The sequence below is a fragment of the Massilibacteroides sp. genome, assembly GCF_028705895.1.
Classification (GTDB): domain Bacteria; phylum Bacteroidota; class Bacteroidia; order Bacteroidales; family Tannerellaceae; genus Massilibacteroides.
In genome coordinates, this window is the sequence record NZ_JAQWCQ010000043.1 from 14,108 (window position 1) to 31,471 (window position 17,364).

The window sequence follows — 17,364 nt, forward strand, 5'->3', positions numbered from 1 at the left end:
ATGAGAATGTTACGTTTCTTATTAGAAAAAGAGTTCAAACAAATAAAAAGAGATTCTCTTATTCTTCGGATGATGTTAATTATGCCGCTCATGCAGCTGATCATACTTCCGTTTGCCGCTAATTTCGAGATGAAGAATGTGAACTTGGCTGTTGTGGACAATGACTGTTCGCCTGTTACTACCGAACTAACCGATAAGATACTTTCTTCCGGTTATTTTAAATTGACGACAACTCAGGATAGTTATGAAGCCGCCTTGCCCTTTATGGAGAAGAATAGTGCAGATCTAATTCTTGAATATCCGGCAAGGTTAGAAAAAGATCTGGGGCGGGAGAGGAGTGCTTGCGTATCAATCACTGCTAACGCAGTTAATGGTACAAAAGCCGGTATCGGAACGTCTTATCTTGCATCCATTATCCGTCAATATAATATTGAACAGATATCTCCGGATGTGACTATTCCTGTTCAGATAAAAAATACCCATCTCTTTAATCCTTATTTGGATTATAAGGCTTATATGGTACCTGGTATATTAGCTTTTTTGCTCACTCTGGTAGGAGGTTTCCTGTCTGCCTTAAATATAGTTTCCGAGAAAGAGAAAGGAACAATAGAACAAATCAACGTTACCCCTGTACCAAAGAGTATTTTCTTATTATCTAAATTAATACCCTTTTGGGTTATTGGACTTATTATTCTTACCCTTGGGCTGTTTATTTCCTGGATCGTATATGGCTTTATTCCGGACGGAAATGTATTGGCCATTTACGTTTTTGCCGCCATTTATCTTGTAGCTCTGACAGGATTGGGATTGGCTGTATCTGCAATATCTGCATCACAACAACAGGCAATGTTTACTATGTTCTTTTGTAACATGCTTTTTGCTCTGATGAGCGGATTGTTTACTCCAATTAGTAGTATGCCTGATTGGGCACAGACAATTACATTATTCAATCCGATACGCTATTTCGTAGAAGTAATGCGTATGATCTATCTGAAAGGAAGCCTGTTTACCGATATTACAGGACATCTCTTAATTGTCTGTGCGTTTGCTGTCTTTTTTAATACACTGGCTGTTATTGGATACAGGAAAAAGAGCTAAGTCGAACTGTGATAAATGATCCTTACAAAATATTATTTAGCTTTAGGAGTTTCTTTACTCATACTGCAGGCCCCATTTATTTTTGCGTTCGGTTCTACTTCAAGGATCTGAGTAAAAATATCCCCTTGTATGTCTGCTGTAGATTTTATAATTAGTTTCTCACTCGTCCGTATTGTCCCGATCAACCTTCCGGCTATTTCTGCATTTACTGACTCTATATTGCCGTTAACTTCTGCTTTCGGACCTACAACAATCTTTGATCCACATTTAATATTACCTTCAATACTTCCGTCAAGTCTAAAGTCGATTTCCATAGAAATGTCTCCTTTTACTTTCGTACCAACAGCCAACGTGTTGTGAAGTCCACCTCCTGCAATAACTTCTGGTTTATTTTTATTTCCAATCATAGTGTTTTAGATATGCTTTACTGCAAATATAGAATTATATTTTGGCAGAATCTCTCTCTTTTCGCTACTTTTACCGCTAAAATCAAAAACATGACAACCCGGATTGAACTAAAGAATATTAAACTCTATGCATATCATGGCGTTGCTGAACAAGAGCGCAGTGTTGGAAATTTGTTTGTTGTAGATATTCTCCTGACCGTACCTCTTGAAAAAGCAATGCAAAGCGATAAATTGGATGATACAATTAATTATGCCATAGTTTATGATATTGTGAAATTGGAAATGAATATACCCTCTAATTTGCTGGAGCATGTAGCTGGGAGAATAATTAATTCACTGAAACAACATTTTTCACAGTTATCCGCCATAGAGTTGAAAGTCTCGAAACTTAATCCACCCATTGAGGGGGACGTATATAGTGCTTCTGTAATTGTTCAACAAATTTATTGATCATAGTATATGGATACGCTGATTCCTTTTGCCTTATTGTGTTTTACTTCCTTTTTTACGCTTACAAATCCATTAGGTACAATGCCGGTCTTTCTTACAATGACTACCGGAATGGATGAAGCGGAACGACAAACTCTGGTTAAGCGGGCAACTCTTGTTGCTTTTGTTACTCTTGTTGTCTTTGCCTTCACGGGGCAGTTCTTGTTTAAATTCTTTGGAATTTCGACAAATGGTTTACGTATGGCAGGAGGGATTATCATCTTTGTTATAGGTTACGATATGCTTCAGGCAAGAATAGCCAAAATCAAACTAAAAGAAGAAGAAATAAAAACGTATGCCAATGATATTTCGGTAACGCCTTTTGCTATTCCTATGCTCTGTGGGCCAGGGGCAATTGCAAATGCAATTCTATTAATGGAAGATGCCAAGAATATCTCCATGAAGGCGACATTAATTGCTGCTATAGCTTTGGTTTATCTGCTTTCATACATTATCCTAAGGGCTTCAACCCGAATCCTGAAAGTTTTAGGTGAAACAGGTAATAATGTGATGATGCGCTTAATGGGATTGATATTGATGGTTATTGCAATAGACTGTTTTGTGAGTGGACTACGTCCGGTATTGATTGATATATTACGACAGGTTTGATGATTGAGGGACTTAAAAAGATCGGTTTTGATGCGGACGATACCTTGTGGGTGAACGAGGTGTTTTTTAGGGAAACAGAACAATTATTTTATGAATTGATGGCTGATTTCTCTGATAAGGAAACAATTGCGGCTGAATTATATCGAACAGAGATCAATAATATGGCGTTGTATGGCTATGGTGTAAAAGCATTTATTCTTTCTGTTATTGAAACGGCGCATAAAGTTGCCGGTGGACGTTTGCCGGCTTCTGTTGTTGGTGAAATTGTTGAATTAGGGAAAAAACAACTTTTGCAACCTGTGGAATTGCTCGAAGAGGTAGAGGAGACGTTGAATGCTTTGGTCGGACGTTATGAACTTATCTTAGTGACCAAAGGGGATTTGCTTGATCAAGAACGGAAGTTAGCTTCATCGGGACTCGAGCATCTTTTTCATCATGTAGAGATAATGAGTGACAAAACAGAACGTGAATATGGCAAACTACTACGACACATCGACGTGCTTCCTGAAGAATTTATGATGATTGGCAACTCGCTCCGTTCGGATATTCTACCTCCGTTGGCCTTGGGCAGTTATGCTGTGCATGTACCCTATCACATGACTTGGGAACACGAACGTGTAGAAGAACCGGTAGTTAACTCCCGGTTCTATACGGCTGATTCTCTTTGGGATATTATCGGATTATTACCTTAGCTTTTTATACCGTCAGAAAGCGATGTCTTCTTTTGAAGTAAAAAGAGACGATCAGGCTCCTACGTAATAACTCGGGAATGATAGACAAAACTGTTTTCTTCAGATTCTCTTCTCGTATAGGCGTGTATGACTCTTTCATCTGAAAGAACTCCTGTCTCGCTTTGTAAATTGCCTTTGCATTCTCTTTATGACCAGTTAAAAGAAACTTAAGTGCTGCAAGATAATCTAACCAGAAACGCACTTTCATAACATGCTTTAAATCGGCTTCCGGTAGATTTTTATATACCATCAACAAGTTATTTCTAAAATTGAGGTAGGTTTTGTGAGGGCTTTCCGCATTTAGTGTTGCTCCACCTACATGATATACTACCGAAGCCGGAGTACACATTAAACGATAGCCGCGGGAACGAAGTCGCCAACAAAGATCAATTTCTTCCTGATGAGCAAAAAACTGACCATCTAATCCACCCTCTTTCTTATAAACTTCAGTACGAATAAAAAAACAAGCACCCGAAGCCCACAAAATATCTATTGGAATATCGTATTGACCCAGATCTTTTTCAATTGCATGTAATACTCTCCCCCTACAATAAGGATATCCATATCGATCCATAAAACCGCCTGCAGCACCAGCATATTCGAAATATTCTTTATTGCGTTGTGAGAGTATTTTAGGCTGTATTCCTGCAATATTTTTTTCATTCTCTAACATTTTCAGAGGTGCATCAATCCATCCGGGAGTTACCTCTACATCGCTGTTAAGTAAGACAGTGTATTGAGTATCTACCTGCTTTAACGCCTGATTATACCCCTCTGCAAATCCATAATTTTTATCTAACAGGATTAGTCGTATTTGCGGAAACTTTTTCTTTAGCATATCTACCGATCCATCTGTAGAGCCATTATCTGCCACAACTATTTCTGCTTGTTCTTGCGGTGTGTTTTCGACAACTGACGGAAGAAATTCTTCCATCAAAGCCTTTCCATTCCAGTTTAAAATAACAACGGCTAATTTAATCATTCTTCTTTCTTTTTGTGCTTCCATCTTTTATGTGTCCATAACCAATACGCCGGATCTCGTAAGATGCATTCTTCCATTAAACGAGCATATTGCTCTGTGATCCAGAACTCAGGCGTTTCCTGAGGTTTATCAGTTATAAGTCTAAAATCAACGGTATAAAGTCCTCTTTCTTTTTTCTTTGTGTCCGCAAATATAACGGGTAAATTGAACTTTCTTGCGATTCTTTCCCCGCCTGTTAACACCGCAGTTTCCTGATTCAGGAATTTTGTCCAATAATGTAAATTCGCTTTACTTGGTGTTTGATCTGAAATAAGAATCACACATGAACGTGTTTTGTTTTTGTTAAGTGTTATAACATCTCGTATGGTGTCATTCTTTTTTATACCCTTAGACCCAAATCGGGTACGAAGATAAATAAATAAATTGTCAAATGCCTTATCTTTTAATGGGCGATATACTTGAAAAACATTGGCGTCCTTAAAAAATGAGCCGGCAGAGGTGAACCATTCCCAGTTTCCGTAATGCCCCATAAGCATAATTACACACGGATGACCTTCATCCATTAGTCGGTCAATTAGTTCCGGATTATTCAGAAATGCTCTTCGTTGTACTTCTTTTTCGGAAATATGTCCCAGTTTGATTGTCTCAACAATGTAATCCGCAAAATGATGATAAAAACGACGCTCTATATCGCGCCTCTCTGCTTCAGTTTTCTCCGGGAAAGAAGCCCTGATATTTGATCTTGTTACCCTAACTCTATAATTAGATATCTTATATATTAATACATATAAAATATCAGAAAGCACATAAAGTATCTTTAGTGGGAGCATGGCATGCAATTTAGTCCATGCGAATAATATTGCGTATTCTATTTTAGTTAACATTCTCTTCTCAAATTAACAAGCCTGAAAGAGCAGATTTGTCTTCATTCCAATCGCCTAAAATAACTTTTTTTGGCGTATTAATCAATAAATTATTGAAAGGCATTTCTACTTTAATATAATTTTCTGTAAACCCATGCATTAATTCGTCTCTGCGAGTGTGCTCAAATAATACAATGGCTTCTTTTCCGATATAACGTTCGTAGAATTCATGTAGCTTTTTGTCAGAGAGATCTAATAACCGTTGACTTCTCTGATGTTTTGTTTTAGCATCTACAGCGTACTCTATTTTAAGAGCCTGCGTGCCGGGACGTTCAGAGTAGCTGAATACATGTAGCTGCGAAATATCCAGATCTTCAATAAAACGATATGCATCTTCAAAATATTCATCCGTCTCACCGCGCGTACCTACAATAACATCTACTCCGATAAATGCATTTGGAATAACTTCTTTTATTTTTTCAATTTTATGGCGAAATAAAGATGTATCATAACGGCGACGCATAAGTTTTAAGACTTCATCAGAACCACTTTGTAGCGGAATATGAAAATGCGGAGCAAATCGTTTGCTGCCAGCTACGAAATCTATGGCTTCGTCGGTAATCAGGTTTGGCTCAATTGACGAGATACGATAACGTTCTATACCTTCTACTTCATCTAAAGCATGAATCAAGTCTAAAAAAGTTTCGCCTGTACTTCTTCCGAAATCACCGATATTGACACCCGTTAATACAATTTCTTTACCTCCTTTTCTTACCACCTCTTCGGCCTGTTCAACCATGCTTAAAATCGTACCGTTTCTGCTACGGCCGCGTGCAAAGGGGATCGTGCAGAACGAACAATAATAATCACATCCGTCTTGCACCTTTAGAAAGTGGCGCGTACGGTCATCAGACGAACAGGAAGGAGTGAATACACGGATATCTTTCGTTTTAGATGTAACAATCGTTCCGCCGGAAACTTTCTTGTCGAAGTTGTCTAAATGCTCAATAATATCTAATTTTTGTTCGGCTCCAAGCACCAGATCTACACCTTCTATGTTTGCGACTTCTTCCGGCTTTAATTGTGCGTAGCATCCTGTAACGACAACAAAAGAGCCGGGATGTTGTTTGTTGATTTTCCGAATAGCCTGACGGCATTTTTTATCGGCAAGTTCTGTAACCGAACAAGTATTAACCACGCAGATATGGGCAGTTTCTCCGGCTCTGGCTTTCCGAATACCTTTTTCGGCCAATAACTTTCCTATAGTGGACGTTTCCGCAAAATTTAGTTTACAACCAAGAGTATAATATGCCGCAATTTTATTTTCAAAAACGGTAGTATCTATCATTTACCAATAGTCTCTATCTTAATATTAATACAAAATTGAGCGCAAAGTTACATAAAACCGATAAGTTAATACTCGATTTAATTGTTTATCTGATGGCGAGTCTTTATTTTTGCACACTATTTAGGTATTTGTGCTATGGTAAAAGAGAACTTTATAAAGATATATGAATCGAGTTTTAAGGGAAACTGGGATCTTCCTGCCTTGACCGATTATAGTAAAAATAATTCCTATACTTTTGGGGATGTTGCAGATCGTATTGCCCGTATTCATATTCTTTTTGAAGAAGCTAAAATCCAGAAAGGCGATAAAATAGCCTTGATTGGGAAAGATTCTGCACATTGGTGTATGGTATATATGGCTGCGGTAACATATGGTGCTGTAATTGTTCCTATCCTTCAGGATTTTAATCCGAATGATGTACATCATATTCTTAACCATTCCGAATCCATATTGTTGTTTGTAACGCCCCGTATCTGGGATACGCTGGAAGAGGAAAAGATGAGAGGAATCAGAGCTGTATTCTCTCTTTCTGATTTTCACTGCATACATGAACGGGGTGGAAGGAAACTCGGAGAAGTTGTTCGGGATATGGACTATCGGATGTTGGCAAAATATCCTTCCGGATTTACCGCTGAAGATATCCAATATGTTGAAACAGGAAATGATGAAGTTGTATTACTCAATTATACCTCAGGCACAACGGGATTTAGTAAAGGTGTTATGTTAACGGGTAATAATCTGGCCGGTAACGTAACTTATGCTCAAACATTGGATTTGATGTATAGAGGCGATCATGTTTTATGTTTTCTCCCTTTGGCACATGCTTATAGCTGCGCTTTTAATTTTTTAGTTCCAATGGCCGTCGGAGCACATGTCTATTTATTAGGAAAAGTGCCATCTCCGAAAATATTATTGCAGGCTTTTGCAGATGTTAAGCCGAATCTTATTCTGACCGTTCCGTTAATTCTGGAAAAAATATACAAGAAAACCATTCTGCCTAAATTAAATAAACGGGCACTTAAGTTTGCTTTAAATATTCCCATCCTTGACAATCGCATTTACACAAAAATCCGTAAGGGTCTGATAGAAGCTCTTGGAGGGCGTTTCCGGGAAGTAATAGTAGGTGGCGCAGCAATGAACCAGGAAGTAGTTGATTTCTTGTATAAAATTAAATTTCCTTTTACCGTTGGGTATGGGATGACGGAATGCGGTCCATTAATAAGCTATACGAACAATCGCTATTTTGTGCCCGGTTCGTGCGGGCATATCCTTAAAGGCATTATGGAAGTACGTATCGACTCTGAAGACCCACTTAATACAGTCGGAGAGATTCAGGTTCGGGGTGAAAATGTAATGAAGGGATATTACAAAAATGAAGGAGCCACAGAAAATGTCTTTACAGAAGATGGTTGGCTTCGTACCGGAGATTTGGGAACTATAGACAAAGAACAACGTATTTTTATCCGTGGGCGCAGCAAAACGATGATTTTGGGTGCAAGTGGACAGAATATTTACCCTGAAGAAATCGAATCCAAACTCAATAACCAGTCCTTTATCTTAGAAAGCGTGGTTGTAGAACGAAACGGTAAACTTGTAGCATTGGTCTATCCGGATTATGACGCCTTAGATAATTCGGGTATTTCTCACGCTGATCTACCCAATGTTATGGAACAAAATAGAATCGAACTCAATAAAATGTTGGCTTCGTATGAATCTGTCTCTGCCATACAATTATATCCGACAGAGTTTGAAAAAACTCCAAAGAAGAGTATCAAACGTTATTTGTATAGCAACTATTAAGAAAATAATACCCGTTTTGGGGTGTTGGAAATAAACAAAAATGCCAACGTAAAACATTTCTTTTATAGTTTTACGTTGGCATTTTGCTTTATTCTTCAATCAATAAAAAACCATCAATGAGTGTGTTCTCAATATTATAGAATTGTTAATTCTACCGATTTCAAATCTTTATCTGAAGAAGAACCACCATATAAGATTTGATATTTCCCCGGACGGGTCTCAAAAGCTTGTGTTTCGTCGTTGAATGAATAGAAGGCTTTCTCATCTAAGTCCAAATTTACTTTTCCAGAAGCGCCGGATTTTATATTTATACGTTTAAAAGCACGTAATGTTTTTATTGGTGCATCAGGATCATTTGGATTCTTAATGTAAACTTGTGCTACTTCGTCTCCGTCTGTTTTACCGGAATTCGTAATGTCAAAAGAGATTCTTACCCCTTCCCCTTTTGCAATTTCATTCTTTGACAGTTGAGCATCAGAATAGCTGAATGTTGTATAACTTAAGCCGTACCCAAATGGGTAAAGAGGTGTTTGTGTCATGTAACGGTACGTACGTCCTTTCATACTGTAATCTTCAAAATCAGGTAGCTGATCCGCAGATTTGTAGAAAGTCACAGGTAAACGTCCGGCTGGATTGTAGTCTCCGAAAAGAACATCGGCAACTGCAGTGCCCCCTTCTTGCCCACCGTACCAGGCATTCAGAATAGCATCTAAATTCTGATCTTCCCAATTTAAAGCTAACGCACTTCCTGTACAAACGATATAGACGACTGGTTTTCCTGTTGCTTTCAAAGCTTGTACCATTTCACGTTGTACTTTAGGAATTTCAATATTCGTTCTGTCTCCTTTCTTAAATCCTTCCGCATCAACAGGCATTTCTTCACCTTCTAACCGAGGGGAAATACCGCCCACAAATAATATTATATCAGCATCTTTAACCCGGTCAGCTGTTTGTTTATAATTGACCAATTCGCGCATTCCAAAATCAAAGTTCAAGTCGGCACTACCAAGACGTTGTATGTATTCAATCTTAATTTCGTATTTTTTCCCTTTTTCTGCCTTGAGAATATATTTTTTACTGCTGGAATATTCACTTTCTCTTTCGGTCACTTTCTCATCATTGATATATAAATAGAAGGCGTCATTACCTCCAATCTGAAATTCAATATCTCCGGATGCAGGAGCTTCAATTTCGCCGGTGAAACGTGCAGAAAAGTTTATTAAGTTTACATTTGGAGCGAATTGCGTGTTTCCTCCTGTTGTATAGTGGATACTCTTGACTAATTCTTGGTGAACAGGATCACCTTCAAATTCGCAATTGTTGAAAAACTCTGCAGTAAAACCTTCTCCGTCTTTTGACGTAATAAAATGACTGAAATCTTTTAAGATAGTTGACGCAGTATGGTTGCACCCAAATTCATAGATGATCTCTGCGTTTGGTAATTTCTTCCTGATACCATCCAAAATAGTTACCGTATGAGTTGGATACCCATTATAATTAGCCCAAAGCATAGTTGAATCAGCTGCATTAGGGCCAATAACAGCTACTCTCTTCACCTCTTTATTTAAAGGAAGAATGTTATTCTTGTTTTTTAATAGTACAATACTCTTACGAGCCATTTCTAATGCCTGGTTGATATGAGCAGGACTTTCCACCACGCTATACGGAATCTTAGAAAATGGAACGCGATCATCCGGATCAAACATACCCAATTCAAAACGAGCACGGAATAACCGGCGTAACGAAACGTCTAACTCATCTTCTGTTATACTGCCATTTTCCAAACCTTTCTTTAATGCACGATAGCTACCCCCACATTCCAGATCTGTTCCGTTTCTTACTGCATCAACAGAGGCTGTTATTGCATCAGGATGCGTTTCATGACGAGGTGTGTTTTTATCCTTTTGCCAGAAATCATCAATAGCTCCACAATCAGATAATATGATGTCATCGAATCCCCAATCATTACGCAGAATTTGTATTAATAATTTGTCATTAGAACAACATGGAACTCCTTCAAAGCGATTGTAAGCGCACATGACTTCCTGAACATTCGCTTCCTTAACCAATGCTTCAAAGGCTGGTAGATATGTTTCCCATAAATCACGTGGAGTGCTTACAGCGTTGTATTCATGCCGGTTCCACTCCGGACCGCTGTGGACGGCATAGTGTTTGGCACAAGCATGCGTTTTGAAATAGTTCGGGTCATTACCTTGTAATCCCTTTACAACGGCAACACCCATTCGCTCTGTCAAATACGGATCTTCTCCATACGTTTCCATTCCGCGTCCCCATCTTGGATCACGGAAAATATTAATATTGGGAGTCCAGAAAGTTAACCCTTTATAACGGTCATATTCTTTGTCTTTCTGATATTGATGATATTTTGCCCGTGCTTCATCACTGATCATATTAAACGTTTCGAATAAGGCATCATCATCAAACGTTGCTGCCATTCCGATTGCCTGCGGAAAAACAGTTGCTTTACCTGCACGAGCTACCCCATGCAATGCTTCATTCCACCAATCATATTCGGGGATGCCTAATCGTTCGATCGCAGGAGTTCTATTCATCATCTGAGCGATCTTCTCTTCTGGGGTAAGCAAACTCAAAAGATTATCTACTCTTTCTTCAACGGGAAGGTCTGGATTACGGAAAGGATAGTCGTATTGTTTCTTGCTGCACGAGGATACCGATAAGAAAACAATAAGTGCACTCAAAGTAAGTTGTCTCATTTTCATGTTGTTAACAATTAGATATTGTTTCTTCTACAATATAGAACGATGTAATTTGTTTGTTCTTAATTGTTTATGGAAATATTTTGAGACAAAACTAATCTTTTGAATGCACTTATTCAAGTATATGAGAGAAAAAACTATACAATATTAAAAAAGGTAAGCAACAGAAATTGTGGCACTACCGTTGTAATTCGTTTTAGGAATGTCAGGATACATATCCAATAGTCCCCAGTTTAGCCTTCCTCCGATCTCGATATTATTATTTTTACCCAAGCTAAGACCGCCACCAATAGATAGCGCAAAATCAAATTCTTTTGCTTCGTCTAAATCTTTGCTTTTGTTTTCATAATTTATCATATAACTTAGCCTTGGACCAAATTCGATATACATCAAGTCGTTGTTTAAGAAATAACCTTTAAGCATTAGAGGTAAAGCCAAATAATCTTGATAAAAGTTTAGCTTTTGATCTGATTTTCTGTCTTTTCGTTTTTCTCCTTCTTGGGAATAAAGTAATTCCGGAGTAAAATAGAAGTTTAATCCATCGTACTGTTTTAAATGTATTTGAACGAAGCCTCCTAATGCTAATCCGGGAATACGTTTCTTACTTGTGTCATGGATTTGTCTAACACCGGATATTTGTCCACCAACCTTGATGCAAACACGCACGCTTTTTTGGTCATCCTCACTTTTTTTTTCATTTTGATTATCCTGAGCATAAGCTCCGGAACTAATAATCAAGCAAATTGAAAAACACAATAATAAAAACTTTTTCATGACTTTTTGTTTAAAATAATAGAATAATGATTTGGTAAATATGAGTTTGACAAGTTGGAATGTAGTTTGAATATAGGTCTAACTACACATGGAACTGTCTTATTACGGTTAATTAATAATTGAAAATATGTTATGTCAAACTCATATTAATTAAACAAAAGTAATGAAATAAATTAATTGTCCAAATTTCTCTTTGAATAACAAATTCCTTTTTCTTGTATTTACTTTTTGTGTTAAATCGGACGAGAATCTGTTCGTTTTACAACTGCATGTATAATTCCATTTTTATTTTCCAAAGAGACTAAATATGCACCTTTGTTTTTGCACCATGTAGTTATATCTTTGCCAAAACCAGGATCTGTTACGTTAATCGATAGTTGCTCTCCAACTTTCAATTTAGAGTAGTGCTTCTCTAATTGCATTACAGGACCGGGACACTGCATGCCGCAGGCATCAATAGATATTACAGATGTTTTTTCCTCCTGTCCGTCTTCTGTTGTCGGGCGATCTAAAGGCATAACGTTTTTATTCTCTTCTTTCCATGTCGCTAAACTCCAGGTTTTATAACCACCGGATAAATTACGAATATTTTTGTAACCATTCTGTGCCAAAATTCTCCAAGCCAAATATCCTCTTAATCCTACTGCGCAGAAAATGACAATATCTTTATCCTTAGGTAATTCTTGTAATCTGTCGCGCAATTCATCAACAGGAATACTTATAGCGCCCGGAATGGTTCCTAAACTACATTCTATTGGCGTGCGAACATCAACAAGCAAGGTTGAGGAAGGTAAATCTTCGATTTCGCGCCAGTGAATAATCTTTACTTTTTCTGATAAAATATTCTCGGCAACAAATCCCGCCATGTTCACCGGATCTTTTGCTGATGAGAAAGGAGGGGCGTAGGCCTGTTCGATATCAATCAGGTCGTTGATACCTCCTCCGTTTCTAATTACCTGAGCTAACATTTCTATGCGTTTGTCTGCCCCATCAACTCCTACCACTTGTGCGCCATATAGACGACCATCAGTCGGGCTGAAGAGAATCTTCATGCTAAGAGGGATTGCTCCGGGATAGTATCCGGCGTGTGATGCAGAATGCGTATAAGAAGAAATATAATCGATAGACTCCCTTTTTAATTGTTTGGCATTAGCTCCGGCAGTAGCAACTGTCAAATTAAAGACTTTTGCTATTGATGTACCTATACTTCCCGAATATTTGTGTTTGTTTCCGTTTATAATATTATCTGCAACAATTCTTCCTTGTTTATTAGCCGGTCCGGCCAATGGAATTAAAGCTGGTTTACCAGTAACTAAATGAGTAACCTCCACAGCATCACCTAAAGCATAAATGTCGGGATTGGATGTTTGCATATATTCATTAACCGATATACCTCCTAACGAACCAATTTTTAAGCCAGCTTCGGTTGCTAAATTGATTTCCGGTCTTACTCCGATACTCAAAATCACCATGTCAGCTTCAACTTGCTTGCCGCTTTCTAAATGAGCAATGATGCTTTTTCCTTTGTTTTCGAATTTGGATACCCCGTCTTCCAATATCAGTTGTACTCTTTTTTCGTGTAAATGCTGATGTACGATAGCAGCCATCGAAAAATCAAGCGGAGCCATAACCTGATTTGCTTTTTCTACGATAGTAACATCAATGTTGAGGTCATGAAGGTTTTCTACCATTTCCAACCCGATAAAACCAGCTCCAACAACTAATGCCTTACGTGGTTGATTATTACATATATAATTTTTAATACGATCTGTATCCGGCACCGTGCGTAATGAAAAAATCAGATCACTTTCTATTCCTTGAATTTTAGGTTTTATCGGTGCTGCTCCCGGAGATAGTATCAGTTTGTCATATTTTTCCTGATATGTATCACCGGTTATCAGATTTCGTACAAGAATTTCTTTAGAGGCATCGTTAATTGATAAAACTTCTTGTTCAGTACGGATGTCGATATTAAACCTTTCTGTAAACCCTTTAACCGTTTGAACAAAAAGTTTGTCCCGTTCGGCTATTGTTCCACCGATATAGTAGGGTAACCCACAATTTGCATATGACACATATTGTCCGCGTTCAAATAGAATGATATTTGCTTTTTCATCTAATCGCCTTAGTCTGGCTGCTACTGTTGCTCCGCCCGCAACACCTCCAACTATTAAATACTTCATAATCCCTTTTTTGTTATTTTTTAAACAAAGGTATAAAGTTTCTTTGATTTATAATTTTATTTGGAAAATATATTTGTCGGTATTAATTTCTGTTTTCTTGTTTTAGGATGATAGTACTTGTAAATAAAAAGAGGCGGAGGAAAGACTTAAAAAACAAAGCCGGACAAGATCAGGTAAACCCTGTTGTCTTGTCCGGCTGATTTATGTTTACGTAGGAATCTTAGTCTCTGTTAGAAAAGTATTTCATGAATTGTGCCCTTTCATACATGCCCGGATCAGGGATGTTGGCATAATTTAATTTCCCTCTGAATTCATCTATGCTTCTATATTGTGTTTGTTGCATCCATTCTTCAAGACAGGTAATCACCTGAGAAATGATTTCACTTCCCTGATTGTAAACCGAACTACACATTTGCACTGTTGTAGAACCTGCCAGAAGGCATTTAACTACGTCTTCCCAATCATGTACCCCAGTAGAAGAAGATACGTCGATTCCCGGTACTTTCCCTGAAATAATAGCAGCCCATCTCAATGTGTCGCCCAAATCAGCATGATTGCTAAATACATTACCCGATACGATCTGCATAGTATTTATATCAATGTCCGGTTGATAGAAACGGTTGAAAAGTACGACTCCATCTGCGCCATTATGTTTTAATGCATGAACAAGTGCAGGCAGGTTGTCAACATATTTCCCTAATTTTACAATAACCGGGATAGAAACCGTTTCTTTTATCTTCCTGAGTATGGAAACATAATTGTTCCGAAGTTTGTCATTTTCGTAAACCAGGTCTGTTTCCAGTGAGAAGACATTGAGTTCAATGGCATCTGCTCCCGCTTCCTGAATTTGATGAGCAAATTCAGTCCAAACATCAGCTTTATAACAATTAATACTTGCTATGATAGGGATCGTACAAAGATCTTTCGTCTTTTTTATTAGTTCGATATATGTATTGAGCTGATTCGCTTTGATGTATCCGCGAATATAATCAGCTGCCTCGGGGAAATCCGAATCCTGCATTAATGAATCACTGTGCATTTCTATCTGTTCTTCAAACAGTGACTTTAGCACAATAGCGCCTGCTCCGGCTTTCTCTAATTCTTTGTTTCTGACCGCGTTGTTGGTAAGGCCTGAACTACTTACAATAAGTGGGTTCTTTAAGTTTAGCCCTGCATAATGCGTTGAAATATCAATCATGTCTGACTTAATTAAGTTTAACAGTGTAAAAATAGACAAATATTCAATGGGTAACCATTCGCTTCATATAAACAAGGTTAAAACAGTGTTTATATTCTTTCTCCGAATATATTACTGCCGATTCTAACCATATTACTCCCTTCGCTTATTGCAATTTTATAATCTGAACTCATTCCCATTGATAATACGTTGAATCCTTTTTTTTCTGTAAAATAAATGCTCTTTATTTCATCAAACAGAACTTTTAATCGATGAAACTCCTGATGTATCTGTTCTGTGTTCTCTGTATAGGTTGCCATTCCCATCACTCCTCCAAATAACACATGCGGATAATCTTCAAGATGAATAGACGACAGTAAATCTTTACATTCCTCCTCTGTGAATCCCGCTTTTGTTTCTTCTCGGGCAATATGAATTTCTAATAAAATACGTATGATGCGACCATGCTTACCGGCCTGCTTCTCAACTTCTTCTATTAACTTGAGCGAATCTATACTATGTATAGTGTGAATAAATGGGGCAATATCTTTCACTTTATTGCTTTGTAATTGTCCGATGAAATGCCACTCAATGTCTTCCGGCAGAGATTGTTTTTTTAATACTAACTCCTGAGCCCGACTTTCTCCGAATATACGCTGTCCTGCATCGTATGCCTCTTGTATATTGTCTGCCGGATGAAATTTAGATACCGCAACGAGCGATACGTCTTTCGGTAAAGAAGTTCTTAGAGAGTGTATGTTTTCACGAATACTCATTGTCTTTGTTCGGCGATTAACTCTTCTTGTGATTTAGGCGTTTTTGCTTCCGCAGAATAGGGATATACATCAATTAGCATTGTTTCTGCAACCGAAGCGATTACATAATCTGCCATCGTTCCTTTCATCCCATCTTCTAATACTGCGATTGCTTCTTTGAGTGTGGAAGCTTGTGCAAGCATCTGAGCTGCCGTTTTCTTTTCAGCACCACTTTTTTCATCCAACGTAATAAAATATACTTTTATACGATAGAAACGATCTCCGTTCTCATTAAAGAAAAGCTCAGAAAGACGCGCTCTTTTAATACCTGTTACCGTAAATTCTCCGGAGATAAATGGGCGTATCTCTTCAATAATCCGCGCTTCCGCTTCTGTAAACGACAAGGCATCCACCAAATAGGGTTCGGTTACTTTTTTCTGCATTCCATTCTCAAGCACTTTCTCATACGTAACCTTACATTCAAACCAATTATGCATATATTTCTCTGTTTTTTTGTAAAATCTGTTTTTATACTAATCTAATTCGTCACTACAATATAAACTATGAAGGTAGGGTAATTGATAATCGAACAACTCAGCATCAGCAAAGAAACGTTTGATTTCTATTATGGCCGTTTCCTGAGAATCTGACGTGTGTACAATGTTTTCCTGAATGCTCATACTGTAATCACCGCGTATGGTACCAGGCAACGCATCCCTTCCATTCGTTTTTCCGGCCATGTCATGTACCACTCGTATTACGTCAATTCCTTCCCAGCAACAAACGATAACGGGCGTTGCCATCATTCCGTTTTTAATCCGGGTGAAAAACGGTTTCTCCGCCAAATGGGCGTAATGTTCATTTAGAATAGTGTCATCCAATTGCCTCATTTTGATGCCAACTAATCTCAAACCTTTCTTCTCAAACCGGGAAATAATCTCCCCAATTAAACCGCGGGATATACATCCGGGTTTTAAAATAACGAGTGTTTTTTCCATAAGCCGATATATATTAAAAAACCAATGCCGCACGATTGCGAGCATTGGTTCAAAGGTAATTGTTTTTTTCGTATTAGGATAAAACTCTACTGCTTGGAATTCTGGATCAGGCAAAATATCCGGTTGTTATGGTAATCATCCATCGTGATACGTCTATACTGCAAACTGGCATTTTAGAGACCAATGTCATCAACTCAAACTTCTTGCTCCACTTTAGTCTTACTCTTCATCGAATAATTCCGGCTGAAAGCCGAGTATATATCAGCCCAACACAACGTGTTGGGTAATAGGACACCCTTCCTTTGCGGCCTGAAAGGACAGTATAAACCTACCCTAACATCTGCTATGTTGCCCCTTCAGGGCGCGAGACTCGTTCTACATCCTTCCCAACGCGTTGCGTTGGACTATACTA

The 17,364-nt window shown here is 38.1% G+C and carries 17 protein-coding genes; 6 read left to right on the top strand and 11 right to left on the bottom strand.

Annotated features, from left to right (window positions below; all coding sequences use genetic code 11):
- Positions 1-6: 6 nt before the first annotated feature.
- Entirely contained in the window at positions 7-1,098 is a 1,092-nt protein-coding gene (locus tag PHT93_RS11000) for an ABC transporter permease (protein ID WP_300242828.1), read from the top strand.
- 32 nt (positions 1,099-1,130) lie between these two features.
- On the opposite strand, the gene PHT93_RS11005 is transcribed toward PHT93_RS11000, so the two are convergent.
- Entirely contained in the window at positions 1,131-1,505 is a 375-nt protein-coding gene (locus tag PHT93_RS11005) for a polymer-forming cytoskeletal protein (RefSeq protein WP_300242830.1), read from the bottom strand.
- A 90-nt stretch (positions 1,506-1,595) separates the two neighbouring features.
- Between PHT93_RS11005 and folB the strand changes: the two genes are divergently transcribed.
- The 3 genes from folB to PHT93_RS11020 are packed head-to-tail and all read left to right on the top strand — an operon-like array spanning position 1,596 to position 3,295.
- A complete protein-coding gene (gene folB / locus PHT93_RS11010; RefSeq protein WP_300242831.1) occupies positions 1,596-1,955 on the top strand; it encodes a dihydroneopterin aldolase in 360 nt (119 codons plus the stop codon).
- A gap of 9 nt (positions 1,956-1,964) precedes the next feature.
- Positions 1,965-2,603 (top strand): MarC family protein, encoded by a 639-nt coding sequence (locus PHT93_RS11015; protein ID WP_300242833.1) that lies wholly within the window; start codon positions 1,965-1,967, stop codon positions 2,601-2,603.
- The gene (locus PHT93_RS11020) at positions 2,603-3,295 is read left to right on the top strand and encodes an HAD family hydrolase (RefSeq protein WP_300242835.1); all 693 of its coding nucleotides are present in this window, start codon (positions 2,603-2,605) and stop codon (positions 3,293-3,295) included. The genes PHT93_RS11015 and PHT93_RS11020 overlap by 1 nt, the downstream gene beginning before the upstream one ends.
- A 4-nt stretch (positions 3,296-3,299) precedes the next feature.
- Here the strand turns inward: PHT93_RS11020 and PHT93_RS11025 are convergent, their stop codons facing one another.
- The 3 genes from PHT93_RS11025 to mtaB are packed head-to-tail and all read right to left on the bottom strand — an operon-like array spanning position 3,300 to position 6,527.
- A complete protein-coding gene (locus tag PHT93_RS11025) occupies positions 3,300-4,316 on the bottom strand; it encodes a glycosyltransferase family 2 protein (RefSeq protein WP_300242864.1) in 1,017 nt (338 codons plus the stop codon).
- A complete protein-coding gene (locus tag PHT93_RS11030) occupies positions 4,313-5,200 on the bottom strand; it encodes a lysophospholipid acyltransferase family protein (protein WP_300242837.1) in 888 nt (295 codons plus the stop codon). Before PHT93_RS11030 ends, PHT93_RS11025 begins: the two co-directional genes overlap by 4 nt.
- Positions 5,201-5,207: 7 nt before the next feature.
- Complete coding sequence (gene mtaB / locus PHT93_RS11035; protein WP_300242839.1) at positions 5,208-6,527, bottom strand: tRNA (N(6)-L-threonylcarbamoyladenosine(37)-C(2))-methylthiotransferase MtaB; 1,320 nt, start codon at positions 6,525-6,527, stop codon at positions 5,208-5,210.
- A gap of 135 nt (positions 6,528-6,662) precedes the next feature.
- Between mtaB and PHT93_RS11040 the strand changes: the two genes are divergently transcribed.
- Entirely contained in the window at positions 6,663-8,327 is a 1,665-nt protein-coding gene (locus PHT93_RS11040; protein WP_300242841.1) for an AMP-binding protein, read from the top strand.
- Between the two features lie 134 nt (positions 8,328-8,461).
- Here the strand turns inward: PHT93_RS11040 and xyl3A are convergent, their stop codons facing one another.
- The 7 genes from xyl3A to ndk all read right to left on the bottom strand — a co-directional run bounded on the left by xyl3A (position 8,462) and on the right by ndk (position 16,952).
- A complete protein-coding gene (gene xyl3A, locus PHT93_RS11045) occupies positions 8,462-11,068 on the bottom strand; it encodes a xylan 1,4-beta-xylosidase (protein WP_300242843.1) in 2,607 nt (868 codons plus the stop codon).
- 144 nt (positions 11,069-11,212) lie between these two features.
- A complete protein-coding gene (locus PHT93_RS11050; protein ID WP_300242845.1) occupies positions 11,213-11,839 on the bottom strand; it encodes a porin family protein in 627 nt (208 codons plus the stop codon).
- A 233-nt stretch (positions 11,840-12,072) separates the two neighbouring features.
- Complete coding sequence (locus PHT93_RS11055) at positions 12,073-14,022, bottom strand: FAD-dependent oxidoreductase (protein ID WP_300242848.1); 1,950 nt, start codon at positions 14,020-14,022, stop codon at positions 12,073-12,075.
- Positions 14,023-14,242: 220 nt separating this feature from the next.
- Positions 14,243-15,220 (bottom strand): dihydroorotate dehydrogenase-like protein, encoded by a 978-nt coding sequence (locus PHT93_RS11060; protein WP_300242850.1) that lies wholly within the window; start codon positions 15,218-15,220, stop codon positions 14,243-14,245.
- 89 nt (positions 15,221-15,309) lie between these two features.
- A complete protein-coding gene (locus PHT93_RS11065) occupies positions 15,310-15,975 on the bottom strand; it encodes a YggS family pyridoxal phosphate-dependent enzyme (RefSeq protein ID WP_300242853.1) in 666 nt (221 codons plus the stop codon).
- Positions 15,972-16,451, bottom strand: a complete 480-nt coding sequence (locus PHT93_RS11070) for a DUF4494 domain-containing protein (protein WP_300242856.1) — start codon at positions 16,449-16,451, stop codon at positions 15,972-15,974. The genes PHT93_RS11065 and PHT93_RS11070 overlap by 4 nt, the downstream gene beginning before the upstream one ends.
- Before the next feature lie 36 nt (positions 16,452-16,487).
- On the bottom strand, positions 16,488-16,952 hold the full coding sequence (gene ndk / locus PHT93_RS11075; protein ID WP_300242860.1) for a nucleoside-diphosphate kinase: 465 nt from the start codon (positions 16,950-16,952) through the stop codon (positions 16,488-16,490).
- A 128-nt stretch (positions 16,953-17,080) separates the two neighbouring features.
- Between ndk and PHT93_RS11080 the strand changes: the two genes are divergently transcribed.
- Positions 17,081-17,239 (top strand): hypothetical protein, encoded by a 159-nt coding sequence (locus PHT93_RS11080; protein WP_300242862.1) that lies wholly within the window; start codon positions 17,081-17,083, stop codon positions 17,237-17,239.
- Positions 17,240-17,364: the final 125 nt, after the last annotated feature.